The sequence below is a fragment of the Anabaena sp. UHCC 0451 genome (assembly GCF_034931405.1).
Lineage (GTDB): Bacteria > Cyanobacteriota > Cyanobacteriia > Cyanobacteriales > Nostocaceae > RDYJ01.
The window spans coordinates 22,934-48,178 of record NZ_JAYGHA010000003.1 but is presented as its reverse complement, the minus strand read 5'-3'; the positions used below and the strand labels follow the sequence as shown (position 1 = coordinate 48,178).

The window sequence follows — 25,245 nt, the reverse complement described above, 5'->3', positions numbered from 1 at the left end:
GGGTTTTCAGCCAATCTTCTGATAACTTGTCCAACTAAAGCTAAAATCAAAAATATCAAAAGCGATCGCCTAAAACAGCAAACCACGCAGGTGGAATTTGTTTGTATAGTAGCATTAGCCTAATGCGTTGCCTAAACAATACTATATTCGCCTAAAAATTTATTAAACCATGGAAGTTCTAGAACTCAAACGCGAAATCGAAACATTGTCTAACCGCCTGGGTAAAACCCAGGACTATCTTTGACGTACCCGCACTCAAAGCCAAAATTCATGATTTAGAACAAATATCAGCCCAGGCAGAATTTTGGGACGACCAAACCCAAGCACAACAAACACTCCAAGAACTCAACGACCTCAAATCCCACCTAGAACAGTATTATCAATGGCACGCCAATTTAGATGATACTAGAGCAGTTGTTGAACTATTAGAACTAGAAACGGACGAATCACTACTGCAAGAAGCAGAATCTACCATCACCAAACTCAATCGTGACCTTGACCAGTGGGAATTACAACAATTACTTTCAGGAACTTATGACTCTCAAGGCGCAGTTTTGACAATTAACGCAGGTGCTGGTGGTACAGATGCTCAAGATTGGGCATTTATGCTCATGCGGATGTACACTCGTTGGGCAGAAGATCATGGCTACAAAGTGACATTGGCTGAAGAATCAGAAGGTGATGAAGCCGGCATTAAATCAGCCACCTTAGAAATTACTGGACGCTACGCCTATGGTTATTTACGTTCTGAAATGGGTACTCATCGGTTAGTCAGAATTTCCCCCTTCAACGCCAACGGTAAGCGGCAAACCAGTTTTGCTGGGGTGGAAGTCATGCCACAAATAGATAACACCGTTAAGTTGGAAATTCCAGAGAAAGATTTGGAAATTACCACAACCCGTTCTGGCGGTAAAGGTGGCCAAAACGTCAACAAAGTAGAAACAGCCGTGCGGATAGTTCACATCCCCACCGGTCTAGCTGTACGTTGTACAGAAGAACGTTCCCAACTGCAAAATAAAGAGAAAGCCCTAGCTCGCCTTAAAGCCAAGTTGTTAGTCATTGCTAAAGAACAACGCGCCCAAGAAATTGCCGAAATTCGTGGTGATATGGTCGAAGCTTCCTGGGGCAACCAAATCCGTAACTATGTCTTTCACCCTTATCAAATGGTTAAAGACTTACGTACAAATACTGAAACCACAGCCATCGGTGACGTGATGAATGGTGAACTTGATGCTTTCATCCAAGCCTATCTGCGCCAAGAAAACCAATTAGTAGACAGTAATTCTGGATAATTGGGGATTGGTAATTGGTAATTGGTAATTGGTAATTGGTAATTGGTGATTGGTGATTGGTGATTGGTGATTGGTGATTGGTGATTGGTGATTGGGTTGTTTACCTCCCCATCTCCCCATCTCCCCAGTCCCCAGTCCCCAGTCCCCAGTCCCCAGTCCCCAGTCCCCAGTCCCCAGTCCCTAATCCCCATATCCCAACATGATATAAAGTTATAGATAGAGATTATTGTAAGAAAATAATGAGCAATTCTCCTGCAAACGAACCTAAACCCAGCTACGTGAAACTGGCCATGCGAAATATGGTCAGAAAAGGTGGAACATCCCTCAAACATTTTGGACTGACCGCTGTAGGACTGTTAGCTGTCCTCGTCGGACTTGCTTACCTAACTCGTTAACCAAGGAGATTTTGTGCCTCCTCAAGTTGAACTATTTGTAGAAAATAATTTTGAAGAGTCTTGCCCACCAGTAGTTTACAATCTTGGGGCTAATGATTCAGCCGCATCTAGCCATTCCTGGGAAAACTGGTTTTTTCAATGGTTAGAAATTCTTGCTCCAGATATTCCACCTGCACCAAGTTATGAAATAGGGCTGCGTTTGACAAATGATGCTCAAATTCAGGAACTAAATGCCCAATACCGTCAGAAAAATCAACCTACAGATGTTTTAGCCTTTGCTTCCTTAGAGGCAGATTTTCCCCAAACCGAGGAAATGCTGGCTTCCCAACCTTTGTATTTAGGTGACATTGTTCTATCTATAGAAACAGCGCAACGGCAAGCTCAACAGCAGGAACATGACTTAACTACAGAATTAGCGTGGTTAACTGCTCATGGTTTATTACATCTTTTAGGCTGGGATCATCCTGATGAAGAAAGTTTGCTGCAAATGTTAAAAAAACAAGTAACATTACTGGATACAGTAGGTATTATTGTTAACTTAAAATTATGAACATGAATCGGATTTTGACTTTGGGTGACAATGTTTACAAAATTATTGTCACGAATTCATTAAAATTGCCTCAAAGTTAAATCCTGCCCTTAAAATTAACCAAGATTTCTAGTTTATTATATTAGTCATCTCCACTCTATGTCCCAACAAATTTCTCCACCACCAACACCAAACCGTTTACCAACTCTTGTGTCCAAAGAACGGGAATTTTCCTGGCAGATAGCTTCTAATTTATTTGTTAGCTTTAAGTATGCTTGGGCGGGAATTAGCTATAGTTTTCAAACTCAACGCAACTTTCGTATTCATGTAGCTGTTTCTGCTTTTGCTATTGGATTGAGTCTTTTTTTAAAGCTACAACCAGTAGAAATAGCCATAATAGCTATCACTAGCGGTTTAGTTTTAACATTAGAGTTAGTGAATACAGCCATTGAGTCTCTGGTAGACTTAACAGTGAAGCAAACATATCACGACTTAGCCAAAGTTGCTAAAGACTGCGCTGCTGGTGCTGTGCTTGTTTCTGCTTGGGTATCGTTATTGGTAGCTGCTACACTGTTACTTCCTCCTTTAGTAGCTTTAATCATGACTGCTATTTAGAGGATGTTTGTCACCTTACTTTTTCCCACAGTATGCAAAATTTTGGGAAAAAACTGTTGTCTATCCTTGACGTAGAGATGCTCAAAGGAAGATACTTATTTTTAGTCTAAATAAATTAGGTATAAATTGTGATTATAGTCATTGATAATTACGATAGCTTTACATATAATTTGGTGCAGTATTTGGGAGAACTCAGCGCAGATTTCCCAGTAGCTGCTGATTTAAAAGTTTTTCGTAACGATAAAATCACTGTAGGTGAAATTAGGGCTTTAAATCCTGATGCAGTGGTAATTTCTCCTGGTCCTGGTCGTCCAGAGGATGCAGGAATTTCTTTAGATGTAATTGAAAAGCTCGGATCTAGTTTACCAATTTTAGGTGTTTGTTTAGGACATCAAAGTATTGGTCAGGTGTTCGGTGGTAAAATTGTTTCTGCACCAGAGTTGATGCACGGTAAAACCTCCGTGGTATCTCACAAGGGAGTTGGGGTTTTTCAAGGATTAGAAAATCCTATTACCGCCACCAGATATCATAGTTTGGTGATTGAGCGTGAAACTTGTCCCGAAGTCTTGGAAATCACTGCTTGGGTGGAAGATGGAACAATTATGGGAGTGCAACACCGGAACTATCCTCACATTCAAGGTGTCCAATTTCATCCAGAGAGTGTGCTGACTGCTTCGGGTAAGCAGTTACTACGAAATTTTCTGGAACAACTACAGGTGAGAGAGTGAGATGAAACGACGACAGTTAATGGGCTATGCTGGGGCTGGTTTGGCTACAGCTTTAATTACTAATTTAAGTGCCAATTTTCCAGTTAATGCCCAATCTAGTGGTGTATCAGTTAAGTGGTTGGGTCACACTTGCTTTCTTTTTACTGGTGGTGGGGTAAAAATTCTTGTCAATCCCTTTCGGACAGTGGGTTGTACTGCTGGGTATCGTCCCCCAAAAGTTGCAGCTGATTTAGTATTAATTAGTAGTCAACTGTTAGATGAAGGTGCAGTGGAAGGACTACCGGGAAATCCTAAGCTGATTTATGAACCGGGAGTTTATGAATTTAAAGGTCTTAAATTCCAAGGAATTTCTATAGACCATGACCGTAAAGGTGGCAAACAATTTGGTAAAAATACGGCTTGGAAGTGGAACCAAGGGGGAATTAATATTTTACATTTAGGAGGCGCGGCTGCACCTATTTCTATTGAGCAAAAAATCTTGACAGGTCGTCCTGATGTGGCATTTGTTCCGGTGGGAGGTAGTGCTAAAGCTTACAATGCTAATGAAGCAAAACAGGCTGTTGCAGTCTTAAATCCAAAGCTGGTAATTCCTACCCATTATCGCACTCAGGCGGCAGATACTGCTAGTTGTGAGATTACACCAGTGGATGATTTTCTAACTTTGATGCCTGGTGTCAATGTCCGACGCAGTAATGATGACACTGTAGCTATTAATTCTCAAGCTTTACCTGAAAATACGGAGATTCAGATTTTGAGTTATCAGTTTTAAGTCGCGGTAATTTGTCGGTTGGGTTGTAGTCTGCTTATCCAAAGAGGTGAAATATAGATGCGGAGGGGGTGAACGCAGGGTAAACCAACAAAGTTGAGAAAATGTTGTTTTTCCTTGCATCAGCCCAATTTTGTATTTTTATTGCTAAAAATATAGTCAAATATTTCTAGCTTGATCATCTGTTAACCTTAAATGCCTAACGTAGATGCCTATAAATTTTCTTAGTAATTTTAATTTTTAAATAAGTAAATATACTATATAAATAATTATATGTCATTTTGGCTAAATTTAGCTTTAATCCTTAACTTTTAGTTAAAGGGCAGATGGTACGATTGAATTGATCTACTTACCATAGACTAAATTGATTCTGTTGTGTGTTTCATCTAAAGTCTCATATTTCTGCCAAGCTTGAGGATGCCATAGCTTAAATCCGCTGTATCTATCGGTTGATTTGACCAATAATCATAAATCTGGCTAGAAGACCTAAGATGATAATCTTGCGTATTTAGAAGTTCTATCAAACACTTTTGGAAACTATGGTTTAAGCAATAATGCTGATTTTAGTAACCGTCAATATTACATAAATATTAAGGATTGTAAAAATGCTGGCTATGCATAGCATGAAAAATGCTGATGAGTTGAATCTAAAACTAGAGTCAACTTTGCAGGAACTACCAGTTTGGACAGTTCAAATTGAGTTAGATCATCCAGGAAATGAATTAGCTATACTTTTTGATCAAGAGCCTTTGCTCCCAGGCATTATATTGACTAGAAATCACCAATGTGTAGGCATGATTTCACGAAGGCTATTTTTTGAACAAATGAGTCGTCCTTACGGTTTGGGTTTGTTTGCTGGTCGGCCTGTTGAATATCTCTACAATTTTCTTTTACCAGAAATATCTATCTTATCTGAGGATACACCAATTGTAGATGCAACTCAGATGGCATTAGGGCGATCGCCTAAACTTGTTTATGAACCAATTATCATTACAGATCAATCTTGTCAGTATGGATTACTGGATTTTCATCAGTTACTTTTAGCCTATTCTCAAATTCATGTTTTCACGCTTTCTCGACTACAAAAAGAAAAAGAACGCGCTCGCATAGCCCGAGAAGACTTTCGTGATCTGCAACACAATTATACTCGATTACTACAAAATGAAAAAATGATTGCTTTGGGACAATTAGTAGCAGGTATTGCCCACGAAATCAATAATCCTATGAATTTTATTTATGGCAATCTCAACTATGCTACTGAATATGTAGAAGACTTACTATATCTACTAGAATGTTATCAAAAAAAACTATCTTATTGTGATGTGAAATTGCAAGCACAAGAGAGGGGAATTGAAATTGAATTCATTATGGAAGATTTGCCAAAATTGTTATCTTCTATGAAAGTTGGGGCTACCCGCATCAATGAAATTGTTTTATCTTTACGCAACTTTTCCAGGTTAGACCAAGCAGAATTAAAGTTTGTTGATATTCATCAAGGTATAGAAAATACCTTGACAATTCTTCAACACAATTTAAAAGCTAAATCTGATCGTCCAGAAATTAAAGTAATCAAGGAGTATGGAAATCTACCCTTAGTAGAATGCTATGCGGGGCAACTTAATCAGGTATTTATGAACATAATCTCTAATGCGATTGATGCTCTTTCCGAAGATTATAAATTATCAACTTGGAGTGATAATATCGCCCCCTCAACTCAAAAAGATATGATCATTCGTATTCGTAGTGAAATGACTGAAAATAATCAAGTCATGATTTGCATTACTGATAATGGTGCGGGCATACCGGAGAGTATACAAAAACGCTTATTTGATCCTTTTTTTACTACTAAACCTGTGGGCAAAGGAACGGGATTAGGATTATCAATTAGCCATCAAATTGTAGTTGAAAAACATGGAGGTCAACTTTATTGTTTATCTCATTCAGGAAAAGGGTCAGAATTTATCATCAAAATTCCCATTTTATCTGACAAAAGAGATATAGAATGATTTTTTGTAAACATAATTAAATAACAAATGCTAACTAATTTTAGTGAAATTCAATTACTTATCCCATCCAGTGAATTACCACTTTATGGTAAAAGAATTTTAGTTACAGCCCCTAGAAATTATGCCTATAGATTGTCTGAAGAAATTATCAAGAAAGGTGGTCTTCCTGTTTTTATGCCCACCATCGAAACTTCCCGTTTATCAGATTTCACTAATTTAGATATTACTTTGCATAACGTCGATAAATTTAACTGGATTATATTTACTAGTAGAAATGGAATTATTGCTTTTTTTCAGCGTCTACATGATTTAAATATTCCTATTTCTACATTAGAGAACAGTAAATTATGTGCTTTAGGTAAAGACTCAGAAAGTTTATTATCTATTTGTGGTAGAGTTGATTTAATACCGCAAGAACCTAGTCCAGCGGGAATTATAGCTGAGTTATCTAAAATATCTAATATTCAGGGACAAACGATGCTAGTACCTGCACCTGAAGTTGTGGGTTTACCTGAACCAAATGTTATCCCAAACTTGATTAATGATTTAAATAAATTGGGTATACAAGTTACTCGCTTATCAACTTATATTACACAAAATATAGATAAAAATATTTATGAAGTTGAATTAAACTTAATTCGCCAAGGAATGGTAGATATTATAGCTTTTAGTAGCACCGCAGAAATAGAAAGTTTTTTGATCATGTTTGATTCAAAAAGCGACTATGAACATTCAATAATTGCTTGTTTTGGACCATATACAGCTACAAATGCTGAAAGTTTAGGTGTCAATGTTTCTATTATATCAAAAGATTATAGTTCATTTGCTGGTTTTACCGCAGCAATGGCAGATTTTTTTAAGTAGTATCTATCCTCAGCTTTTTGTATCAATTCATAATTTATTTGCCGTTTAAAAAATAAGTCAGGAATGGGATTATTTTGGGTATAAAAATATCAGAGTTTTTACTTTAGGACTTACGCAAGTGTCACACCAAAAATCTGTTGTAGGGTGCGTCAGATATCAACAATCTATTTATTTGCAGGATTTATGCAGTCTGACGCACCCTACCAATGTGCCAGTTGCGTAAGTCCTGTACTTATAGAAATTTTCGGAGTTTCTAGAGATAATTGAATAACTCTAATGTTTAATTGTATGTTAATAAGTTGGCTTTACTTGATTATGGCAATTCTTTTTGAAGTTTTTGGTACAATTTGCATGAAACTTTCTGAAGAATTTACTAAAATAGTTCCTTCAATTTTAATCTTTGTATTTTATGGATTTTGTTTAACTTTTTTGACACTTTCTCTCAGAAAACTTGAAGTTAGTATGGTTTATGCTGTTTGGTCTGGTTTGGGTACTATCATAATTACTAGTATTGGTATTTTTTGGTTTCGTGAATCTTTTTCACTCATAAAATTTATATCTATATTTTTGATTATTATCGGGGTTATAGGGTTAAATTTAGGTGATTATTTGCAGAATAATAATAATTAATGTTCATTTTTCTACAATGTATCATTGTCTATTAATTCTCAATTCTAGTTTATTGTATAGGGATAATATTTGATTTATGAAATGATACGTAGGGTTTGCTGAATAAAACTAAAACCGTTTATTAATAAGGGTTTTGCGAATTTTTAGAACAAAAAAGTGCAAGGGTTTGGCAAATTGAGTCTCAAAACAGTTGCATTTTTCCTTGTCGGATATAGGAAATTAAGTATATCCAGATGGCTGAAACTGTTCCCTGTTCCCTGTTCCCTGTTCCCTACCCTCACAGACAACTTTTTCAGTAAGCCCTACGTAGGGTGCGTCAGACTGCATAAATTCTATCAATAAACAGATTTGTTATATCTGACGCACCCTACAAATACTTAGATTTTTTCAAAATTCAAATATGAGTCCTATACTTCCTCAATAATTGAGGAAGTGATCAATTAAATTTGTAATAATCCTTCTGGATTAACTGTTAAAAGTGGTCGTCGCTGCAAACCTTCACGGTGTAAAATTTCATTAGCAGCCAACAAACCACTACTCACAGCCCGTTCCATTAAACCGCAGGGAAAAGGCATTTTTACCCAATCACCAGCAAAAAATAAGTTAGTCAAAGTTGTATGAGTTTCTGGACGTTCTGCATAACTATTGGGTGGATATCCAGAAAAGTTATGTTGATTGACTAATTCCCGATGTAGTAATTTTGCTTGTTTTAATTCAGGAACTATTTCATATAGTTCTTGTGCAAATGTTGTTAACAAAGCTTCTTGATTGGGAAATTGTTTTTCTTTGTAACAATAGGCGTGTAATTCTACTACACTACCACCAGTGCGTTGCGACCAATCAATAAATTGTGTTTGAATGCGATGATAAAGGGTAATGCTGTCAGTTAGTTTATAACCAGATAAAGATGTAAAATTACTATGTTCCCATTCAAAATCTTGATCAAACCAAAAACGACAAACAGCAAAAGGATCAGCAATACTGAGGTTTTCAATTTGCGATCGCACTTGTTTCACGTTTTTATCTACATCCCCAGTCATACGTTTAAATAACTGTTGCACTCCCGGTACATCAGTCGCTAAAACATAATAATCGGCATTAATGATTTCTGGAGATGATGACTCTTGATTAACTGCTAAAAGTTGCAAATTATCATCCTGTTTTTCTACAACTTTAAATTTCGATAAATCTCTTTGTGCTGGTCCTTTAACAACTTTACCATCAGATGTAAATACTGCACCATGACAAGGACAATGAAATTGTCCATCTGCGGCTATTTGTACAGTACAACCTTGATGAGTGCAAGTCAGAGAAATAGCTTCTTGACTGCCATTGTTAACAGCATAAACTTCATCAGCCGCACCAAAATATTCTATTTTTTTATCATTAGTAACTGAGTTACGTTTTACCCAAAAAGGAACAGAATGATGATTGTTACCTACAAAATATTTAATTCCTGATATCTTTCCATCATTAGTAACAATTTCACTCACATTTACATCTGTGATAATTTCACCTTGCTGCTGAATTGCTTGAGCGATAGGTTGGACTAAACTTGTTCCCATATCGTCTTTTGTGCCATTAAAAGCTAATCCTTCAGGATTACCAAAAAAGTAAAAATGGAAGAACTGCATTAGTTCTCCCACACTCATTAAATCTGGTGCATTTAAGCTAGATTTAGCAAAAGGTAAAAAATACAAATCATATAAACCTTGGGGAAATTCTGAAGCAACCCAATCAGCAACAGAGATATTATCAAAACGGCGATAGTTCTTTTCTCTCTGAAAACCTGTAATAGCTTGAAAAACTTGTAGATGCTTGATTTTAGTGAGATTGATACCCCATTGTAAGCGATTGGGAGAAGCAACAGCTAAATCAATAATATTCCACGGAAAAGCAGAACTACTAGGACGAAATACCTCCGGTTGATATTGAGAATTGTGGTAAACGACAGAATAATAATTTAAGGATTGAAAATTATCTTTAATTCCCAATTCAGAAACCACACTATTTAAGTTATAATACTGAGGAAAAAAGCCATGAAATCCATGCTCCATCATAAAATTTTCACCAGCAGCTTCTATTGGCCAACTGGCAATTTTACCCCCAATTTGGGGAGATTTTTCTAGAAGTTTAACTGTAAATCCCCGCTGAACTAATTGATATGCACAAGCTAAACCTGCTAAACCACCACCAATTACTGCGACGGTTTTGTTAGAATTTAATATCTTGGGTAAATCAAGATTATCTGGTTGAAAAACTGATGGTTTGGGTTTACTAAAACGGGAGTATCCTGTTGCTCCAACTATCGTACCCACACCGAATAACTTCAGCAATGTACGACGAGAAATGGTAGATGATTCTGGTATACTAAATGGTTGGCTCATGATTTACGCAATTAAATTCTCAATTCAATTTTCACGATGTCGAAAAGCGTGAATTACAGTAAGCATTCAGGAATAAAGTGATAAAATCCCCGACTTCTTTTATGATCGTGTCGATAAATTGTGAATTGATCGCAGAAGTCGGGGATCTGGGTATCAACATTTCCTATAGCTGAATACTTACGAATTACAAGATTCTTTGATAGTGTAATATATTATTTATTAATTTACTACTCTGCACAGATAACAGTGTACACTTAGTATAGTATAAATTTTAGGTAAATTTGTAAATACACTAATCAGGATGAAATATTATCGTGAAACTATAGCTGTAACTCAGCGCATCTTAATTGAACTCTTACGACGCAGACGCAGCCTAATTTTTTGGAGCATTTTCCCAATTTCCATCTTAATTCTCAACGGATTTATTTTAGCGGAAAGGGCAAAACTCACAATGGCTGTGGCTTTTGAAAATGCTGCACCTTCGACTTTGGTAGGTGCAGCACTGTTTTTTAGCTGTTTAGGTGGAAGTGTCGCTACTGTAGTTGCAGAACGAGAACAGCAAACCTTGAAACGCTTGTTTATTTCTCCTTTAAGCGGCACATCTTATTTTTTGGGAATTTTTCTCGCTCATAGTTGTATTGGTATTGGACAAACGCTTTTAGTTTATGCTATTGCTGCTTTTTGGGGTGCTACTTTTAAAGGTTCGATTTTATTAGGAATAATCATTATTATATTCAGCATTATTGCTTATGTTGGTTTAGGATTTATTTTAGGTACACAATTAGCTCGACGCATTGAAGATGTTAATGCTTTAGTAGCGGCTTTCGGAGTACCATTATTAATTTTAGGTGGGGCTTTTTTACCAACTTCATTATTTCCTAAAACTCTTTTAGAGATTGCTAAATATAATCCTATTTATCACATGAATGAAGCTCTTTTAGGTGTGTGGGCTAATGGTGATAAATTTAATGATATCATCTTACATTTTTGGTTTTTATTTTGGTTTGCAATGATAATGTTAGTCTGTGGATGGTTATCTTATCAACGGATGTTGATGGTGGAAAAAAGGCTTTAAATCTAGTTATCTAATAGCGATATCCCCGAATCCTTTTCAGGTTATTTTCTTCTTCTTTGTTATCTGAAGGCTGACATCAAATTTGAAATAATTTGAGGTTTTAAAGATGTAACATCGGTATTAATTTTCGAGTTAATGAACGAATCATAAACTTCGCTCTCTCCTTTTTACTGCTATAGTTTTTACCACCAAAATGACCAGCAATTCCTTGAAAATCAGGCTCAATAGCAAAACGATAAATAACTTTATGTTGTCCTTCTACAGTTTTAATAGCTTGATAAAAACGAGTTTCTAAATAAAAACAACCCTTTTCATGTTTTTGATGGAGAGGTTTAATAGTATGCTCATAAAAATTCTGGCTAAAAACTAAAAAACGAGTATCGCAATAGGGACTTACATCCTTTTTACCCAAGATTTTTTTAATTCTCCACCCTTGATCTTTATAATCACATAAACAATCATAATTTTCTTTTGTTGATTCCAATACCTGGGTCATATTTTTTAAATAAATTCGACCTGTAATTTTAGCGAAATGGTTGACTGTATTAATTAAATTAGATTTGAATAATCCTTTTTCTATTAATAAGCTCTCACCGTATCCTTTACCAAATTCTCTGGGAAAATCATTACAATCTAAGGAAATAAATTCAATGGTTTTATCATAAGGATTATCAGCAACAGCTTCTTTGACTCTATCAAGAGGCCATCCTGAATTTTCAATAAAAATAATTTTCTGGATTCGCGGCTGATTATTGATATAGTATTTGACACTATTATAATAATCTTCTTGTCGCTGTTCTGCTACAGTAGGATAGGCTTTGGGCATTCCCTTGATATCAATACTGGCTGTTAAAACAAGGGCAAAATCTTGCTCAATATTTAAGACCTGATTTTCTTTCATATTCTTCTGATCTTTAGCTAAGATTAGGGTGAGTTAGGGTTGATAATTATTAAAAATCTCAAACTTCAGCGATTGCACGAAGCGCAGTGCTGGAGGCTATCACAAATGCCTTGAATTCATTAGAAAACTCAGTCAAATGCGTAATTACTCTTAGTAATAGCGCAAAAAATGTTATTTGGCAAGTAAATTCTTTCAAAGCTCCTTGTCTCTAGTTTTCAACCCCTTCTGTCAGACGGTCAAGCTGAAGTTGTCAAAATACAAAATATCTGAATTATCAATATGCTGAGAATTAAAAATTTAAACAAGTCTTACAAAAGCCGAAAAGTCCTCCAAAATTTAACATTAAGTATTCAACCAGGAGAAGTTTATGGTTTATTAGGTGCAAACGGAGCCGGAAAAACAACAACAATCAATATTATTTGTAACCTTCTCAATGCTGATAGTGGTTATATTACCATCAATCATCAACCTATTTCGGAAGCAACCAAAAAACTTATTGGTATTGCTCCTCAAGAAAATCTTTTATATAAAACCCTTTCTTGTGCAGAAAATCTCAATTTTTTCGCTGACATTTACGGTTTAGATCGAGAAACACAAAAGCAACAAATTGAAGCAACTCTCAAAGCTGTTAACTTATTAGATAGAGCAAAAAGTCCTGTGGAAACTCTCAGCGGTGGAATGCAAAGACGGTTAAATATTGCTGTTGCTTTGGTACATCAGCCTCAGTTAGTAATTCTTGATGAACCAACTACAGGATTAGATATTGAAGCCAGATATGAAATTTGGGAATTGATTCGCCAACTAAAAAATCAAGGAATGACAATTTTATTAACAACCCATTTATTAGATGAAGCGGAAAGACTTTGTAACAGAATTGGGATTTTGAAAAATGGTAAAATTTTAGCTGAAGGAAGTTTATCCGAGTTAAAAACTTTAATTCCCGGACAAGAAATTGTCATGTTACAAACTACAGAAGAAGAAAAAGCTATATCCCTAGCTCAAGAATATGGTTTCACAACCCGGCGTTATGGTAGCGATTTAGCTTTTTTACTACCAGAACCGTTAGAATTAAAAGAGCTACTTGTCAGATTTGATGGTATACCCATTGATTCTATTTCTCGTCAACCTGTCCGCTTAGAGCATATTTATGTAGAAATAACGCAAAAGCATGAAGAATTTAGAATTTAGAATTTAGAATTAAAACACAATTACCAATTACCATTACCAATTACCAATGAATATTTTAGAAACCCTAAAAGCAGATTACGCGAGATTTCCAGTCAATCAAACTTACAGCATTTATGCACCAGATGTTTATTTTCAAGATGCTGTATTTAAATTTCGGGGTTTGGGACTTTATAAATGGATGATTAAATTTATCCAGACTTTCTTCCTCAATCTAAAAATGGATTTACATAATATTCAACGTCAAGAAGACATTATTAAAAGCGAGTGGACACTTAGCTGGAACTCTCCCCTTCCTTGGAAACCACGGGTATCTATTTCTGGTTGGAGTGAACTACGTCTTAATACTGAAAATTTAATCATTTCCCACATAGATCATTGGCATTGTTCCCGATTAGATGTATTGAAGCAACACCTATTTTCCGCAAACAAAGGATAATGTAAATAAATGTAAACAAAATTCAGGCAGAGCCAAATTATCCATGCGAGTAATTTTAATGACAGGTAAGGGTGGCGTGGGTAAAACCTCCGTCGCCGCAGCCACTGGACTCCGTTGTGCAGAACTCGGCTACCGGACACTAGTTTTAAGTACAGACCCTGCTCACTCTCTAGCAGACAGTTTTGATCTAGAATTAGGACACGATGCTCGACAAGTGCGCCCAAATTTGTGGGGTGCAGAACTCGATGCGCTGCAAGAATTAGAAGGTAACTGGGGTGCTGTAAAGCGTTATATTACCCAAGTTTTGCAAGCACGGGGTTTAGACGGCATCCAAGCGGAAGAATTAGCTATTTTACCAGGAATGGATGAGATTTTCGGCTTGGTAAGAATGAAACGTCATTATGATGAAGGGGAATTTGACGTTTTGATTATTGATTCCGCCCCCACTGGTACTGCACTACGTCTGTTAAGCTTACCAGAAGTTGGTGGCTGGTATATGCGGCGTTTTTACAAACCTTTCCAAAACATATCCGTAGCACTTAGACCTCTGGTAGAACCTATTTTTAGGCCAATTGCTGGTTTTTCTCTACCAAACAAAGAAGTAATGGATGCGCCCTATGAGTTTTATGAACAAATAGAAGCACTGGAAAAAGTATTAACTGATAATACTCAAACTTCAGTCCGTCTTGTCACCAACCCAGAAAAAATGGTGATTAAAGAATCTCTTCGCGCTCATGCTTATTTGAGTTTGTATAATGTAGCGACAGATTTGATTATCGCTAATCGCATTATTCCCAAAGAAGTTGAAGATCCATTTTTCCAAAGTTGGAAAGAAAATCAAGAACAATATCGCCAAGAAATTCATGAAAACTTTCACCCTCTACCTGTGAAAGAAGTACCTCTTTATTCTGAAGAAATGTGTGGTTTAGCAGCATTAGAGAGACTCAAAGAAACTCTTTACCCAAATGAAGATCCAACTCAGATTTATTACAAAGAAACAACAATTAGAGTTGTCCAAGAAAACAACCAATACAGCTTAGAACTTTATTTACCGGGCATTCCCAAAAATCAAGTTCAACTCAGTAAAAGTGGCGACGAATTAAACATTACTATTGGTAATCATCGCCGTAATTTGGTTTTACCCCAAGCTTTAGCCGCACTGCAACCATCAGGTGCAAAGATGGAAGATGATTATTTGAAAATCCGCTTTGCTGAGGTTGTGAAGGCTTAAATCACAGGTGACTAATAACAAAGATCCCCGATTTTTTAGATATAGTATATTGCAGGTACAGGCGGTAGCAATTTTCATCACAAAGCCTTGCATTAATCGGGTTTGAATGCTTACTGCTACTGTAAATCGGGGATCTGAACTAGTCATCCTCAATGGGTAAATTTAACAGCTACTACTAACTATTTGTGTAAGTCTATGGTTGTGGCAAATTTAATTTTTTCGGCTGGGTTGGTACAATTATTAAAGCATTCACAGGATGAAAAAAATAGGTTGTATCTATTTAAGTAGAATATTTCTTATTTATTATTTATTTATAAAGATTAGATTATGAGTGTTATTTGTGATTTTTTTGTCAGAATCAGGATATCCAGGATTAAAGGATTTTCAGGATGTTTTTTTGTCAGAATCAGGATGTCCAGGATTAGAGGATTAACAGGATGTTTTTTAGGAAATATAGGTTGTTGTGAATGATAGAAAATATATTTTTCTCTAAATCATAATTTATAATCATTAAATATTCACAGAAAATATACAAATAACAATCCTGTACATCCTAAAATCCTGGAAATCCTGATTCTGACAACCACAACAAAAAATCTCCAAATAGTGAAAATGTAACTTTACCTATTTGTTAATAACTAAAAACTTGAGAGGAATATGATTAGCTTCCCAGTATTCTTTAGCTGAATTTAAAATATCCATTGCTATTTGGTACTGTGTCGGTTCTGCTTGAGCAAAGATATCAGCATGATCATATAATATGACATATCTTTGAGCCGGACACCATGTTAAATCGGTGATACATTCATCAAAAGCATCCCAGTTAGCGCCGAAGTATGTAGGAAATTCCATTGCTTCAGCAGCTTGAGTTAAAAATGTTTGTTTGTTATTGATTTTTTTACCATCAAGATAAAAAACTTTTGTTCCTGGTTGTGCAGCTATTTGTTCCACTGCTTCACGGATGTTTTGTTTAATGTCTATTGGTAAAACATTGAGAAATGCACTCATATATTTTATTTCTCCTGAATTATGATGACTAAATGACTTCTTGAAAGGTAATGTAATGATCAGCAGTATAGTAAATTTCGCCATTTTGCCCAGTAATGAGGCGACGACTACCTCTGTCTATTGCTCCGGGAGTTGGTACTGTGTATTCTTTATAATATCCTCGCGGTTGTGGTGGCAATAATCCTTCAAAGTTTTTGAACACAATGCCATCTTTGCTATGAGGGTACTGACCGCCTATGGAAATAAGATTGATAGTGGTTTGAACTTCGGGAGGTAATTGAGTAACGTCAATTTGTGGTATTCCACTCATTATAAATACTTTTTTTGATTTTATCTACCCTTAGCTAAATGTATAGAAGTACAACAGCTTTTTCTGGGATGTTATTTTTGTAATGTTAGTACAATTGATGACTATAAGGAATATTTCGTTAAATTAGATACATTTTCTACTTTAGCGTAGCGGCCAAATCCTAGTGGTTTTACCATACGGCACGAATCGGACCGATAGGAATATCTACTACCTCTAGCTTCACTTTTTGCTCAGGATAGTCCGTTAGAGACAGAGATATCTTATTCACATCATCCAGTAAAGCTGTGGGGATACTCACCGTACCTGAAAACTCTCGGCTATTGGGAGGTAATTCTGCTGGTAAATGCTCTGTGAGGAAGGGAAGTGTTCGTCCTTTATTGTCCGTAATATCTAAAAGACTATACAAGAATCGTACAGAATTATTACCTTTATTCTGCATATTCACTCTGATTAGTAAATCACCACCAGAGTAGCTAACAGATTCTACACTAAAAGTTACACCATTACTTTCATCAGTAATTGGAAATTTAGAACGGGCAACTCCACGCTTGAATTGGGCTTCGGCATCGTTAGTATTAATATTAGTGTTAGGTATATGTTTCAATTCAGATTGAGTCAATTCTTGACCTAGCTGAATAAGGTATAGTGTAGTCGGCATCGTTAGTATTACACAATAACTAAGAATAAGACCAAACCACCATGATCTTTTATGTGCCTTAGTGAGATTCTGTGAAGAGGAGTTAGGAATTGACTGGATAGTGTTATTACCGCCAATAGTAAGTGTTTGGCTTTTGAGATTCTGTAGAGAGTAGTTGGTAATTGGTTTTGGAGTGGAAGCTGCTTTTTTAGGAAAAATATCAACACCAAGATTTGTAGAGCGATCGCACCAATAGCATTTACCATAAGTTCGGCTATAGTAATGATTATCTACCCTGCCACATATAGTTAGCCTATCATTCCCTACCTTTAACGCCTCCAACCACTTCCTAGCCGTAGGGCGGAAATTAGGATTTTTATGCCCATCATTAAAGCATTTCAGAAAACATTGCTGAACCTCTGGATGAACAATCTCCAGGGGAATTGTTCTTGCTACTGCTGCAATTAAATTAGTTGACCCATTAACCCATAAACCCTGACAAATAAGTTCATTTATATCTGGAGTTTCCCCCGCACCTGTCCACTTTCCCTGAAAAGGATTATTACCACCAAATAATAATTGATAGATAATTACTCCTAACCGGAATCTATCATGTACTTCCGTTTGCTCAATACTATCAAAATCTTTGCCAATCAGTTCCGGTGGTGTATATCCCTCAGAACCAACTAAACAATAATAAACCTTACCATTTTTCGGATTTATCACCTGAAAAGAATCTGTATCAATAATTGAAGGTAAAGCCCGATTATTAACTAAAATATTTTGTGGTTTAATATCTCCCAAAACATAACCAGCAGTGTGCAGTGCTTCAATAATTGAAACAATATTTAGCGCCGTTGTGTGCAGAAACCGCCAATCAATCTCAAGTTTTAACTGCTTTCGACGCTGGGGATTATAAACATCAATAAGTTCTTTTCCACCCCTAATTTCTGGCATCAAAAAGCCCACAAAATCACCCTGATCATTTTTCAACACCGACTTAGGCCAAGCAAAAGAAACATGATGAAGATGGGAATTTGGTTCTGTGGGTGGATGTGCTATCATTACCGCTAACTTCTGCACCCGTTCAGGTGTTGGAGAATGGTAAATTTTCGCTAAATAACCATTTTGATTAGTTCGCCAAACTTTCGCTTCACCACTATTAGCAATCTCTTCACCCAATAGAGTAATTGATTTTCCCGTAATGGCACAGGTAAGAACTGTCATATAATTTTAATTAGATGGGTTGAAATAAATATCAAATGGTATTTGAAAAGTTGCAAAGTCAATTTTTGACCCCTCTCCAAACCTCTCCCCTGCAAGGGGAGAGGCTTTAAAATTCCCTGTACAAAAACTCATTTTTTCATGTCCCCTCTCCTCTTAGGAGAGGGCTAGGGAGAGGTTCTTATAAAATCCCCCTGCAAGGGGAGAAGCTTCAAAACTCCCTGTACAAAAACTCATTTTTTCATGTCCCCTCTCCTCTTAGGAGAGGGCTAGGGAGAGGTTCTTCTCTACTAAATCTCCTTTCCAAAAAGACACAAAAGCAAAGTTTTATCATCATCAGTCCGAGAATTTAACCTTTCAGAATTGAGAAAATCAATTACATATTTTTCATCATCTTCTGGTTTAGCAGTTTCTCGCAAATATTCCTCCAAAGGCTTAAAGAATGGCGCATGAGGTTTCCAATCACTCAAGCGAATTGCAACTTTTTCTAATCCATCAGTAGAAACACAAATAAACTCTTGCTTTCCTGAAATTACCTGTACCTGCATTTCCTCCAGCGCATTAGCTGAAGTGACAAAAGTTGTTTCGTTGAAAAATTCTCCCTTATCTGGTTCAAACAATAATTTATATTCTGCATCTTGGGAACGCACCACCATAAATCCATCCCCAATTTGCATCGCTGCAACCCATTCAGGAGTCGCTATAAAAACTAACAGAGTACAAGCTAAATCATGAACAGAATAATCATTATTATCTGCTTTTTTGTTTAATACCGTAATAACATCCTTGACAAACTTAGTAAAAACTTCCTTAGCTTCCATTTCCGAAAGTGGTTGAGAAAAACCTTGTTTATCAGGAAGTTCATTAATCTCAGCAAAGCATTTAATTACAGTTTTTACCGCCAATTCAGAACCAAAATGAGAATATTTAGCACTCCCAGCACCATCAGCAACTGCGCCCACAATCACATCATTAAAAATGCGATAAAGTCCGCAGTCTTGACAAGGTATTTTTTGCTCTTGATGACTCGTTCCCACAGCAGAACGCGCTATAGCTTTCCAACCCACAATAAATAAATCCTGTATATTTTATTAGACTTTATAACCCCTCTCCAAACCTCTCCCCTACAAGGGGAGAAGCTTTAAAACTCCCTTTATGAAAACTCATTTTTTCATGTTCCCTCTCCTCGTAGGAGAGGGTTAGGGAGAGGTTCTTCTAGCTCATACACCCTCTAAGTAGTAATTTGACCCCATCCCACCGGTGGTAATGCTACAGCTTCCCCTACTTTGCCACTAGAAACCCGTTTCATGGAAGTGGAAAGCCAAACAAATAAAGCGCGAAAATCTAAACCATTCAGCGTCACTGGAGGACGTTCTGGAGGGGCAATTTGTCTGAGTTTGTTCATATCTGCACCTTGAACACCAACAGTAAAAAACAACATTCGACGCTGTGCTTCTTCTTCCCTCACCCTTTGCGCTGCACCCTCCCAAGCATCTGTAGGCGCACCATCGGTAATTAAAAATACCCAAGGACGATAATAGAGAACACCGTTATCCTTATAAGACTGTTTGCGTTGTTCCAATAAATCTAAAGCGTATTCTATAGCTTCACCCATTGGTGTCACACCCTCTGTTTCTAGCTTGGGTGCTGTAAAATTATCAATGGTGACAAAATCTTGCGTCAGTCGCACAGGTCCAAAGGTGACAATAGCAACTTCTACACTTAAAGAGGCTTGAGCATCTTTCATCACATCTTCTTTGAAAGCTGCTAAACCTCTATTTAACTCTTGTATAGGTTGTCCTGACATTGAACCAGAAGTATCCAACAAAAGAATTACCGGACAACGATTTTCCGGGTTTTCCACAAATTCAGGTAAACCTACTGGCATTTTTGATACTCCTGGTTAATCAAAACTAGATGCTAAATATTATAGTTTAGATTATACTCGTTAACACCTAACCTAACACGGGTATTTTTACGGAATCAATACCCATCACTACCTAAACTTGAATAATGCAGCACCTACCGTAACCCGGATAATAAATACCAGTTTACAGTTAAATAAAGAGTAGAAAATCAGAGATTTATGAATTTTTGGGCAGAAAAACCGCAGGAGAAATTTTGAAAAATTCTGCTAACTTTTGAATATGCTCAACTGTTAACTTACGTTTCTTGTTGAGAACATCAGATACAATAGATTCAGTCTTAAAAATACAAATTAAATCCTTTTGTTTTAAATTCATTTCTGTCATTAAAACCTTTAAAACATCTACACCCCAAATATCTGGGATAATATCTTGTTTTTGTTCATAATCATAAATCAACATACCAAGCAAGCTTAAATAATCTTGCTCGTCTTCGGTTAAATCTCCCTTATCAATTAAAGCATCCACCACTGCTTGAGTTTTTGCGAATTCTTCCTCAGTTTTTATCGTGCGTGGGGGGAAAGATTTAAGTAATTCGGTGTAGTTAGGCGCATTTTGTAGCATATCTAATTACCATAATATAGGTTATTTTCATTAGAAACTAAGATTGAAAATAAACCAACCTTAGCTTTCATTAAATACTAACTTTTTCGTTTAATATTAGCTATTAAACCAAGAATCATTTTTCCATTTATTTTTGTCATATTCTGCATGGGTAAGAAAATCACGTATAAATATAATTTGATTCGTGTAGTCAATATAAGTTATTAAACGGTATTTATTACCGCCAATATTGAAAACAACTAAATTTTTAACAGGATCAGGTCTAAAAAGTGAACTAGCACTTAATTCAGTAGGACTATTCCAAGTTTGAGTTTCTATGAACTTAGTCCAAGTTATCAAGCTGGCTTCTGCATCAGGATATTTTTCCCAATACTCCTTAATTCTACTTTTTTTGATGATTCGCATAATAATTCCCAAATTTTAACGGTGTACATGATTTTTCTCCTTAAGTTTCTTTGGCTTGTTAGGTTTCTTTAGCTTGTTAGGTTTCTTTGACTTGTTAGGTTTCTTTGGCTTGTTAGGTTTGAACTAAGGAAAACTCGCTCAAATTTCAACAACTCTAAATTGCTAAAAAGTCCTTAATTTACTAATTTGTAAAGCAGAACTGCAAATATCTTAGCAAATTGCGAAGTAGCTTGCAACCAAAAAATCATCCTGCACCAAAATTGAATCGCCTTCCCCAAAATCCTCCGATCCGCTAAACTCAGAAATGCTGCGTTAATCCCAAATATGTCCGACTCCCAAGTAAGTGCTGCTGTTGCAAAACTCTACGACACCTATCCATTCCCCCCCGAACCTATCCTCGACGAACCACCACCAGGATATAATTGGCGATGGAATTGGTTAGCCGCTTACAACTTCTGCACAGGTAGAAAACCACAAAAGCAAGATATCCGCATCTTAGACGCTGGTTGTGGTTCAGGAGTCGGTACAGAATATTTAGTACATCTCAACCCCCACGCGCAGGTAGTAGGAATAGATTTAAGTGCTGGTACATTAGAAGTTGCAAAAAAACGCTGTCAAAGTTCTGGTGCTGACCGTGTAGAATTTCATCACCTGAGTATTTACGATGTGGAACAAATACCAGGACAATTTGATTTAATTAACTGCGTTGGTGTGCTTCACCATCTACCAGATCCCATTCGTGGTATTCAAGCCTTAGCGAAAAAACTCGCTCCAGGTGGATTAATGCACATATTTGTCTATGGAGAATTGGGAAGATGGGAAATACAACTAATGCAAAAAGCGATCGCACTTCTCCAAGGTGATCAACGCGGTGACTATCGGGATGGTGTCCAAGTTGGTAGAAAAATATTTGCTTCTCTACCAGAAAATAACCGTCTTGTCAAGAGAGAAAAAGAAAGATGGGCATTAGAAAACCAGAGGGATGAATGTTTTGCGGATATGTATGTACATCCCCAGGAAACAGACTATAATATTGATACACTGTTTGAATTAATAGACGCTTCAGAATTAGACTTTGTAGGTTTTTCCAATCCTGGGTTTTGGGATTTAGAAACCTTATTGGGTAAAGCACCAGAGTTAATAGAAAGGGCAGAAGAATTAACAGAACGTCAACGTTATCGCCTGATAGAATTACTGAATCCAGAAGTAACACATTATGAATTTTTCCTCAGTCGTCCCCCATTAACCAAACACGACTGGTCAGCAGATAACACTTTATTAGCCGCAGTTCCCGAACTTAACCCCTGCATAGATGGGTTTCCTAGTCAATGTTTATTTAACTATGATTACCAAATTGTTAATTTATCAACAGCCGAATTTGAATTTATGCAAAGCTGTGATGGTAAATCTACCGTAGCAGAGATTTTAACCACAGTGCAGTTTGAGTTAGATGGAGTTAGAAATCTGATGAAACAACAAATGATTTTACTGACACTTGGTTAAGTAGAATAGCGTAATTGAAATTGCTATGGACTTAACAGCCAAAACCTCATTTTTTACCTGAAATTCACAATAATATGAAGATTTTTCTCGAAAAATACTTTCTTCTTAGCTACGTAAGCTAGTTTCCGGTTATAATAACCGTGTAGTTTTTTTTACAAAGAAGCATCGTGAAATTAATTACAAAACTAGGAATAGCAACTGCTGGCATAGCTTTAACTGTGGGTTTAGCCGAAACCAAACCAGCACAAGCACTAACATGGAACTGGTCTTTTAATGGTGGTGCTGAAGCTGGTACATTTGACACAAATGGTACTTTTGCCAATACTTCAGGCTCTTTTAACTTTGTCATTAACCCCGCTACAGTTGCTGTCACCACTTCTGCATTTGCGCCTTCACTGGTGGGGGCAACTTTGACCGAAACTCAGCCAACACAGGGCTTTTTGTGGAATGGTACTAATCCAACTCAGTTTTACAGAAGTAGTGGTGCCTCCACAAATGGTAGCAACTTTTTCAGTTTACCTGACCGTGTCACATTTGCTATACTAGGTGGAACTCCAAGAGGAAGTACCCAAAATGAGACTACCTTCATAAGTAATGGTTTCTCCCTGTTAACCCTAACTCCAGTTGCTGCAACTCCCGTACCCTTTGGCTTTTCTACCAATTTAAGTTTAGGAATCTTGGGAGCTTACACACTTGGTAATAGACTACTGAAAAAAGCCAAAGCTGCCAAAAAGCCAGTAGAACTATAAATCGTTGCGGAAGAATTTAGAGACGTTTTATAGAAGTTTATATAATGTGAACAAATTATAAAACATCTCTAAAAAATTAAAATAGAGTTCTGAAAACAATGTAACCTTTTGTATTTTCAATTGCTGTTAAGCCAATTTTCAACCCGCAAATTAGGCACACGGGAAAATTCGCGGACATTGTTTGTAACCACCGTGAGATTTAGAGTTATATAGGACTTACGCAAGTGTCACACCAAAAATCTGTTGTAGGGTGCGTCAGATTGCATAAATCCTGCAAATAAGCAGATTGTTGATATCTGACGCACCCTACCAATGTGCCAGTTGCGTAAGTCCTGTTATAGCATGAGCAGCAATTAATAAATCATTACTACCAATAGGTGTTCCTTGTTGTTCTAAATAAGTACGGATTTCTGCGTAATATTCCTCAACGGGATAGGTCAGGGGTAGTATTTCTATGCTATCTAAAATTACCTCTAGTTTTTCTATCAGTTTGGGGGAATTTTTCTTTCGCGCTCCAAATCTTGACTCACAAGCAACAATAATACTTGTACAAATTTTATCTTCTCCTATTTGTTGAATTTGGGAAAATATTAAACCTCTAGGATTTTTGATTAATTCAGAAATAATGTTTGTATCTAATAAATACGAGTAAGTCATTTTTAAATTTCTATATCATCTAAGGGTAATAATCCAGCATCTACATCAGCAAAGTCTTCGTCTAGTGGTTCAAGGGTAGAAAGAGTTTCCAACAACGATTTTTTCTTAACAGGAGAAATGATAGCCAAGGGAATACCATTGTCAGTTATGGTTAGGGGTTCACCTGTTTTTTTAGCTTGGTTAATTAAAGTTTGCAGAATAGGGGGGAGTTCTGAAAGAGTAATTTGTGTCATAGTTGTTTTTGGGAGAGGATAAGATTTTAGTTCCTATTTTTTGTTATATACTACAGTTATTTTCAGGTAAATGAAGCACATTTTGATTCAGTGACCAATCTCCGTCAGGAGAACTCCCAGGGTAGAGTTCATGGGAAAATGTAACATTGATGCCAGATTGGCCAATATTTTAGCCAAAGTCGAGCTAGACTTAAACGAAGTCAGAAAACTCATAAAACAGCAATTACTCATCCCCACACCCAGCGAGAGGGTGTAGAAGAGGCTGGGGAAGCAGGGAAGCAGGGAAGCAGGGAAGCAGGGAAGCAGGGGAGGAAAATTAAATCAAAAGTCAAAAACTTTATTCCCAGTCCCCAGTCCCCAATCCCCAAAAATAAAGTTAATTGTTTTTTCCTAAAGTATTGTTACCGGATCGTGATATGATTCAGCTGACTGAATGTGCAGTCATCATATTCAAACTGTACTGGTTTCAAGTGCCGTGAGCTTGTCAGACGAATCAATTGCGCCCACTCAAACAACAGAACAAGATGCGAAACCTGGTTTTGAAGACACGAAACCAGTGGACTCTTCCATGCAAGACTTCTATCAACTCTATCAGGAGTTGTTAGTAACCACACTTGTTTTAACAGCGATAGTTTTTATCTCTGTCTGGATTGCTTACTCACTAAACATTGCTCTAAATTATTTATTAGGGGCGTGTGCAGGTGTGCTTTACTTGAGAATGTTGGCAAAAGATGTTGAGCGGTTAGGAAGGGAAAAACAAGCTCTGAGTAAAACTCGGTTAGCCTTATTAGTAGTGCTGATTTTGCTGGCATCACGCCTGACTCAACTGCATATACTTCCCATCTTCTTGGGATTTCTGACCTATAAAGCCACACTCATCATTTATGTAGTTAGAGTGGCGTTCATTTCTGACTCCACAAAGCTCCGGCAACCTTAAAAGAAAGACTCCTATTCTCCAGTAATATTGGAGAAGCGATTGATTTGGAA

General features: G+C 36.7%; 27 protein-coding genes. 16 read left to right on the top strand and 11 right to left on the bottom strand.

Going from position 1 to position 25,245, the window contains the following annotated elements; translation table 11 throughout:
* The first annotated feature begins 169 nt into the window (after nucleotides 1–169).
* The 9 genes from prfB to VB694_RS03060 all read left to right on the top strand — a co-directional run bounded on the left by prfB (nucleotide 170) and on the right by VB694_RS03060 (nucleotide 7,825).
* Nucleotides 170–1,292, top strand: a protein-coding gene (gene prfB / locus VB694_RS03100) for a peptide chain release factor 2 (protein ID WP_323358853.1) whose coding sequence is annotated in 2 segments (ribosomal slippage) — nucleotides 170–241 and nucleotides 243–1,292 — 1,122 coding nt in all. Because the reading frame shifts where the segments join, the coding sequence is not laid out codon by codon here.
* 239 nt (nucleotides 1,293–1,531) lie between these two features.
* Nucleotides 1,532–1,687: a DUF3285 domain-containing protein gene (locus VB694_RS03095; RefSeq protein ID WP_323358852.1), complete on the top strand. Its 156-nt coding sequence runs from the start codon at nucleotides 1,532–1,534 to the stop codon at nucleotides 1,685–1,687.
* Nucleotides 1,688–1,700: 13 nt separating this feature from the next.
* Nucleotides 1,701–2,237, top strand: a complete 537-nt coding sequence (gene ybeY / locus VB694_RS03090; RefSeq protein ID WP_323358851.1) for an rRNA maturation RNase YbeY — start codon at nucleotides 1,701–1,703, stop codon at nucleotides 2,235–2,237.
* A 138-nt stretch (nucleotides 2,238–2,375) separates the two neighbouring features.
* On the top strand, nucleotides 2,376–2,831 hold the full coding sequence (locus tag VB694_RS03085; protein WP_323358850.1) for a diacylglycerol kinase family protein: 456 nt from the start codon (nucleotides 2,376–2,378) through the stop codon (nucleotides 2,829–2,831).
* Between the two features lie 128 nt (nucleotides 2,832–2,959).
* On the top strand, nucleotides 2,960–3,559 hold the full coding sequence (locus tag VB694_RS03080; RefSeq protein WP_323358849.1) for an aminodeoxychorismate/anthranilate synthase component II: 600 nt from the start codon (nucleotides 2,960–2,962) through the stop codon (nucleotides 3,557–3,559).
* Between the two features lies 1 nt (nucleotide 3,560).
* On the top strand, nucleotides 3,561–4,328 hold the full coding sequence (locus VB694_RS03075) for an MBL fold metallo-hydrolase (RefSeq protein ID WP_323358848.1): 768 nt from the start codon (nucleotides 3,561–3,563) through the stop codon (nucleotides 4,326–4,328).
* A gap of 602 nt (nucleotides 4,329–4,930) precedes the next feature.
* On the top strand, nucleotides 4,931–6,331 hold the full coding sequence (locus VB694_RS03070; protein ID WP_323358847.1) for a sensor histidine kinase: 1,401 nt from the start codon (nucleotides 4,931–4,933) through the stop codon (nucleotides 6,329–6,331).
* Between the two features lie 27 nt (nucleotides 6,332–6,358).
* Nucleotides 6,359–7,195 (top strand): uroporphyrinogen-III synthase, encoded by an 837-nt coding sequence (locus VB694_RS03065; protein WP_323358846.1) that lies wholly within the window; start codon nucleotides 6,359–6,361, stop codon nucleotides 7,193–7,195.
* 288 nt (nucleotides 7,196–7,483) lie between these two features.
* Entirely contained in the window at nucleotides 7,484–7,825 is a 342-nt protein-coding gene (locus tag VB694_RS03060; protein ID WP_323358845.1) for a multidrug efflux SMR transporter, read from the top strand.
* A 440-nt stretch (nucleotides 7,826–8,265) separates the two neighbouring features.
* On the opposite strand, the gene VB694_RS03055 is transcribed toward VB694_RS03060, so the two are convergent.
* Entirely contained in the window at nucleotides 8,266–10,212 is a 1,947-nt protein-coding gene (locus VB694_RS03055) for an FAD-dependent oxidoreductase (RefSeq protein ID WP_323358844.1), read from the bottom strand.
* A 301-nt stretch (nucleotides 10,213–10,513) separates the two neighbouring features.
* Between VB694_RS03055 and VB694_RS03050 the strand changes: the two genes are divergently transcribed.
* Nucleotides 10,514–11,287, top strand: a complete 774-nt coding sequence (locus VB694_RS03050; protein ID WP_323358843.1) for an ABC transporter permease — start codon at nucleotides 10,514–10,516, stop codon at nucleotides 11,285–11,287.
* A 100-nt stretch (nucleotides 11,288–11,387) separates the two neighbouring features.
* Here the strand turns inward: VB694_RS03050 and VB694_RS03045 are convergent, their stop codons facing one another.
* A complete protein-coding gene (locus tag VB694_RS03045) occupies nucleotides 11,388–12,188 on the bottom strand; it encodes a hypothetical protein (RefSeq protein ID WP_323358842.1) in 801 nt (266 codons plus the stop codon).
* A gap of 279 nt (nucleotides 12,189–12,467) precedes the next feature.
* Here VB694_RS03045 and VB694_RS03040 point away from each other — a divergent pair, with 279 nt between their 5' ends.
* Genes VB694_RS03040 through VB694_RS03030 form a run of 3 tightly spaced genes read left to right on the top strand, consistent with a single transcriptional unit; the run spans nucleotide 12,468 to nucleotide 15,043 of the window.
* Nucleotides 12,468–13,376 carry an ABC transporter ATP-binding protein gene (locus VB694_RS03040; protein WP_323358841.1) on the top strand — a complete coding sequence of 303 codons (909 nt, stop codon included), beginning with the start codon at nucleotides 12,468–12,470 and terminating at the stop codon, nucleotides 13,374–13,376.
* A 46-nt stretch (nucleotides 13,377–13,422) separates the two neighbouring features.
* The gene (locus VB694_RS03035; protein WP_323358840.1) at nucleotides 13,423–13,812 is read left to right on the top strand and encodes a DUF2358 domain-containing protein; all 390 of its coding nucleotides are present in this window, start codon (nucleotides 13,423–13,425) and stop codon (nucleotides 13,810–13,812) included.
* Nucleotides 13,813–13,855: 43 nt separating this feature from the next.
* On the top strand, nucleotides 13,856–15,043 hold the full coding sequence (locus VB694_RS03030; RefSeq protein WP_323358839.1) for a TRC40/GET3/ArsA family transport-energizing ATPase: 1,188 nt from the start codon (nucleotides 13,856–13,858) through the stop codon (nucleotides 15,041–15,043).
* Between the two features lie 624 nt (nucleotides 15,044–15,667).
* Here VB694_RS03030 and VB694_RS03025 read toward each other — a convergent pair.
* The 7 genes from VB694_RS03025 to VB694_RS02995 all read right to left on the bottom strand — a co-directional run bounded on the left by VB694_RS03025 (nucleotide 15,668) and on the right by VB694_RS02995 (nucleotide 21,116).
* On the bottom strand, nucleotides 15,668–16,051 hold the full coding sequence (locus VB694_RS03025; RefSeq protein ID WP_323358838.1) for a barstar family protein: 384 nt from the start codon (nucleotides 16,049–16,051) through the stop codon (nucleotides 15,668–15,670).
* Between the two features lie 28 nt (nucleotides 16,052–16,079).
* Nucleotides 16,080–16,361: a ribonuclease domain-containing protein gene (locus VB694_RS03020; RefSeq protein WP_323358837.1), complete on the bottom strand. Its 282-nt coding sequence runs from the start codon at nucleotides 16,359–16,361 to the stop codon at nucleotides 16,080–16,082.
* A 169-nt stretch (nucleotides 16,362–16,530) separates the two neighbouring features.
* Nucleotides 16,531–18,225: a helix-hairpin-helix domain-containing protein gene (locus VB694_RS03015; RefSeq protein ID WP_323358836.1), complete on the bottom strand. Its 1,695-nt coding sequence runs from the start codon at nucleotides 18,223–18,225 to the stop codon at nucleotides 16,531–16,533.
* Nucleotides 18,226–18,512: 287 nt separating this feature from the next.
* Entirely contained in the window at nucleotides 18,513–19,289 is a 777-nt protein-coding gene (locus tag VB694_RS03010; protein WP_323358835.1) for a PP2C family serine/threonine-protein phosphatase, read from the bottom strand.
* Between the two features lie 164 nt (nucleotides 19,290–19,453).
* On the bottom strand, nucleotides 19,454–20,110 hold the full coding sequence (locus VB694_RS03005; RefSeq protein WP_323358834.1) for a vWA domain-containing protein: 657 nt from the start codon (nucleotides 20,108–20,110) through the stop codon (nucleotides 19,454–19,456).
* Between the two features lie 196 nt (nucleotides 20,111–20,306).
* Entirely contained in the window at nucleotides 20,307–20,711 is a 405-nt protein-coding gene (locus VB694_RS03000; RefSeq protein WP_323358833.1) for a transcriptional regulator, read from the bottom strand.
* Between the two features lie 96 nt (nucleotides 20,712–20,807).
* Nucleotides 20,808–21,116 carry a type II toxin-antitoxin system HigB family toxin gene (locus tag VB694_RS02995; protein WP_323358832.1) on the bottom strand — a complete coding sequence of 103 codons (309 nt, stop codon included), beginning with the start codon at nucleotides 21,114–21,116 and terminating at the stop codon, nucleotides 20,808–20,810.
* A 324-nt stretch (nucleotides 21,117–21,440) separates the two neighbouring features.
* On the opposite strand from VB694_RS02995, the gene VB694_RS02990 reads away from it, so the two are divergent.
* Both VB694_RS02990 and VB694_RS02985 read left to right on the top strand, forming a co-directional pair.
* Nucleotides 21,441–22,619 (top strand): class I SAM-dependent methyltransferase, encoded by a 1,179-nt coding sequence (locus VB694_RS02990; protein ID WP_323358831.1) that lies wholly within the window; start codon nucleotides 21,441–21,443, stop codon nucleotides 22,617–22,619.
* 167 nt (nucleotides 22,620–22,786) lie between these two features.
* The gene (locus VB694_RS02985; protein ID WP_323358830.1) at nucleotides 22,787–23,368 is read left to right on the top strand and encodes a hypothetical protein; all 582 of its coding nucleotides are present in this window, start codon (nucleotides 22,787–22,789) and stop codon (nucleotides 23,366–23,368) included.
* 306 nt (nucleotides 23,369–23,674) lie between these two features.
* On the opposite strand, the gene VB694_RS02980 is transcribed toward VB694_RS02985, so the two are convergent.
* Both VB694_RS02980 and VB694_RS02975 read right to left on the bottom strand, forming a co-directional pair.
* Nucleotides 23,675–24,025 (bottom strand): type II toxin-antitoxin system VapC family toxin, encoded by a 351-nt coding sequence (locus VB694_RS02980; RefSeq protein ID WP_323358829.1) that lies wholly within the window; start codon nucleotides 24,023–24,025, stop codon nucleotides 23,675–23,677.
* A 2-nt stretch (nucleotides 24,026–24,027) separates the two neighbouring features.
* A complete protein-coding gene (locus VB694_RS02975; protein ID WP_323358828.1) occupies nucleotides 24,028–24,258 on the bottom strand; it encodes a type II toxin-antitoxin system Phd/YefM family antitoxin in 231 nt (76 codons plus the stop codon).
* Nucleotides 24,259–24,733: 475 nt separating this feature from the next.
* On the opposite strand from VB694_RS02975, the gene VB694_RS02970 reads away from it, so the two are divergent.
* Entirely contained in the window at nucleotides 24,734–25,195 is a 462-nt protein-coding gene (locus VB694_RS02970; RefSeq protein WP_323358827.1) for an ATP synthase subunit I, read from the top strand.
* Nucleotides 25,196–25,245 lie beyond the last annotated feature (50 nt).

What these genes read in the sequence shown, in the direction of transcription:
- VB694_RS03005 (WP_323358834.1), bottom strand. Translation starts at nt 20,110, where the DNA reads ATGCCAGTAGGTTTACCTGAATTTGTGGAAAACCCGGAAAATCGTTGT.
- VB694_RS03020 (WP_323358837.1), bottom strand. Translation starts at nt 16,361, where the DNA reads ATGAGTGGAATACCACAAATTGACGTTACTCAATTACCTCCCGAAGTT.
- VB694_RS03085 (WP_323358850.1), top strand. Translation starts at nt 2,376, where the DNA reads ATGTCCCAACAAATTTCTCCACCACCAACACCAAACCGTTTACCAACT.
- VB694_RS03075 (WP_323358848.1), top strand. Translation starts at nt 3,561, where the DNA reads ATGAAACGACGACAGTTAATGGGCTATGCTGGGGCTGGTTTGGCTACA.
- VB694_RS03035 (WP_323358840.1), top strand. Translation starts at nt 13,423, where the DNA reads ATGAATATTTTAGAAACCCTAAAAGCAGATTACGCGAGATTTCCAGTC.
- VB694_RS03095 (WP_323358852.1), top strand. Translation starts at nt 1,532, where the DNA reads ATGAGCAATTCTCCTGCAAACGAACCTAAACCCAGCTACGTGAAACTG.
- VB694_RS03050 (WP_323358843.1), top strand. Translation starts at nt 10,514, where the DNA reads ATGAAATATTATCGTGAAACTATAGCTGTAACTCAGCGCATCTTAATT.
- VB694_RS03070 (WP_323358847.1), top strand. Translation starts at nt 4,931, where the DNA reads ATGCTGGCTATGCATAGCATGAAAAATGCTGATGAGTTGAATCTAAAA.
- VB694_RS03065 (WP_323358846.1), top strand. Translation starts at nt 6,359, where the DNA reads ATGCTAACTAATTTTAGTGAAATTCAATTACTTATCCCATCCAGTGAA.
- VB694_RS03015 (WP_323358836.1), bottom strand. Translation starts at nt 18,225, where the DNA reads ATGACAGTTCTTACCTGTGCCATTACGGGAAAATCAATTACTCTATTG.
- VB694_RS03025 (WP_323358838.1), bottom strand. Translation starts at nt 16,051, where the DNA reads ATGAGTGCATTTCTCAATGTTTTACCAATAGACATTAAACAAAACATC.
- VB694_RS02980 (WP_323358829.1), bottom strand. Translation starts at nt 24,025, where the DNA reads ATGACTTACTCGTATTTATTAGATACAAACATTATTTCTGAATTAATC.
- VB694_RS02995 (WP_323358832.1), bottom strand. Translation starts at nt 21,116, where the DNA reads ATGCGAATCATCAAAAAAAGTAGAATTAAGGAGTATTGGGAAAAATAT.
- VB694_RS03000 (WP_323358833.1), bottom strand. Translation starts at nt 20,711, where the DNA reads ATGCTACAAAATGCGCCTAACTACACCGAATTACTTAAATCTTTCCCC.
- VB694_RS03060 (WP_323358845.1), top strand. Translation starts at nt 7,484, where the DNA reads ATGTTAATAAGTTGGCTTTACTTGATTATGGCAATTCTTTTTGAAGTT.
- VB694_RS02975 (WP_323358828.1), bottom strand. Translation starts at nt 24,258, where the DNA reads ATGACACAAATTACTCTTTCAGAACTCCCCCCTATTCTGCAAACTTTA.
- VB694_RS03045 (WP_323358842.1), bottom strand. Translation starts at nt 12,188, where the DNA reads ATGAAAGAAAATCAGGTCTTAAATATTGAGCAAGATTTTGCCCTTGTT.
- VB694_RS03040 (WP_323358841.1), top strand. Translation starts at nt 12,468, where the DNA reads ATGCTGAGAATTAAAAATTTAAACAAGTCTTACAAAAGCCGAAAAGTC.
- VB694_RS03030 (WP_323358839.1), top strand. Translation starts at nt 13,856, where the DNA reads ATGCGAGTAATTTTAATGACAGGTAAGGGTGGCGTGGGTAAAACCTCC.
- VB694_RS02990 (WP_323358831.1), top strand. Translation starts at nt 21,441, where the DNA reads ATGTCCGACTCCCAAGTAAGTGCTGCTGTTGCAAAACTCTACGACACC.
- VB694_RS03055 (WP_323358844.1), bottom strand. Translation starts at nt 10,212, where the DNA reads ATGAGCCAACCATTTAGTATACCAGAATCATCTACCATTTCTCGTCGT.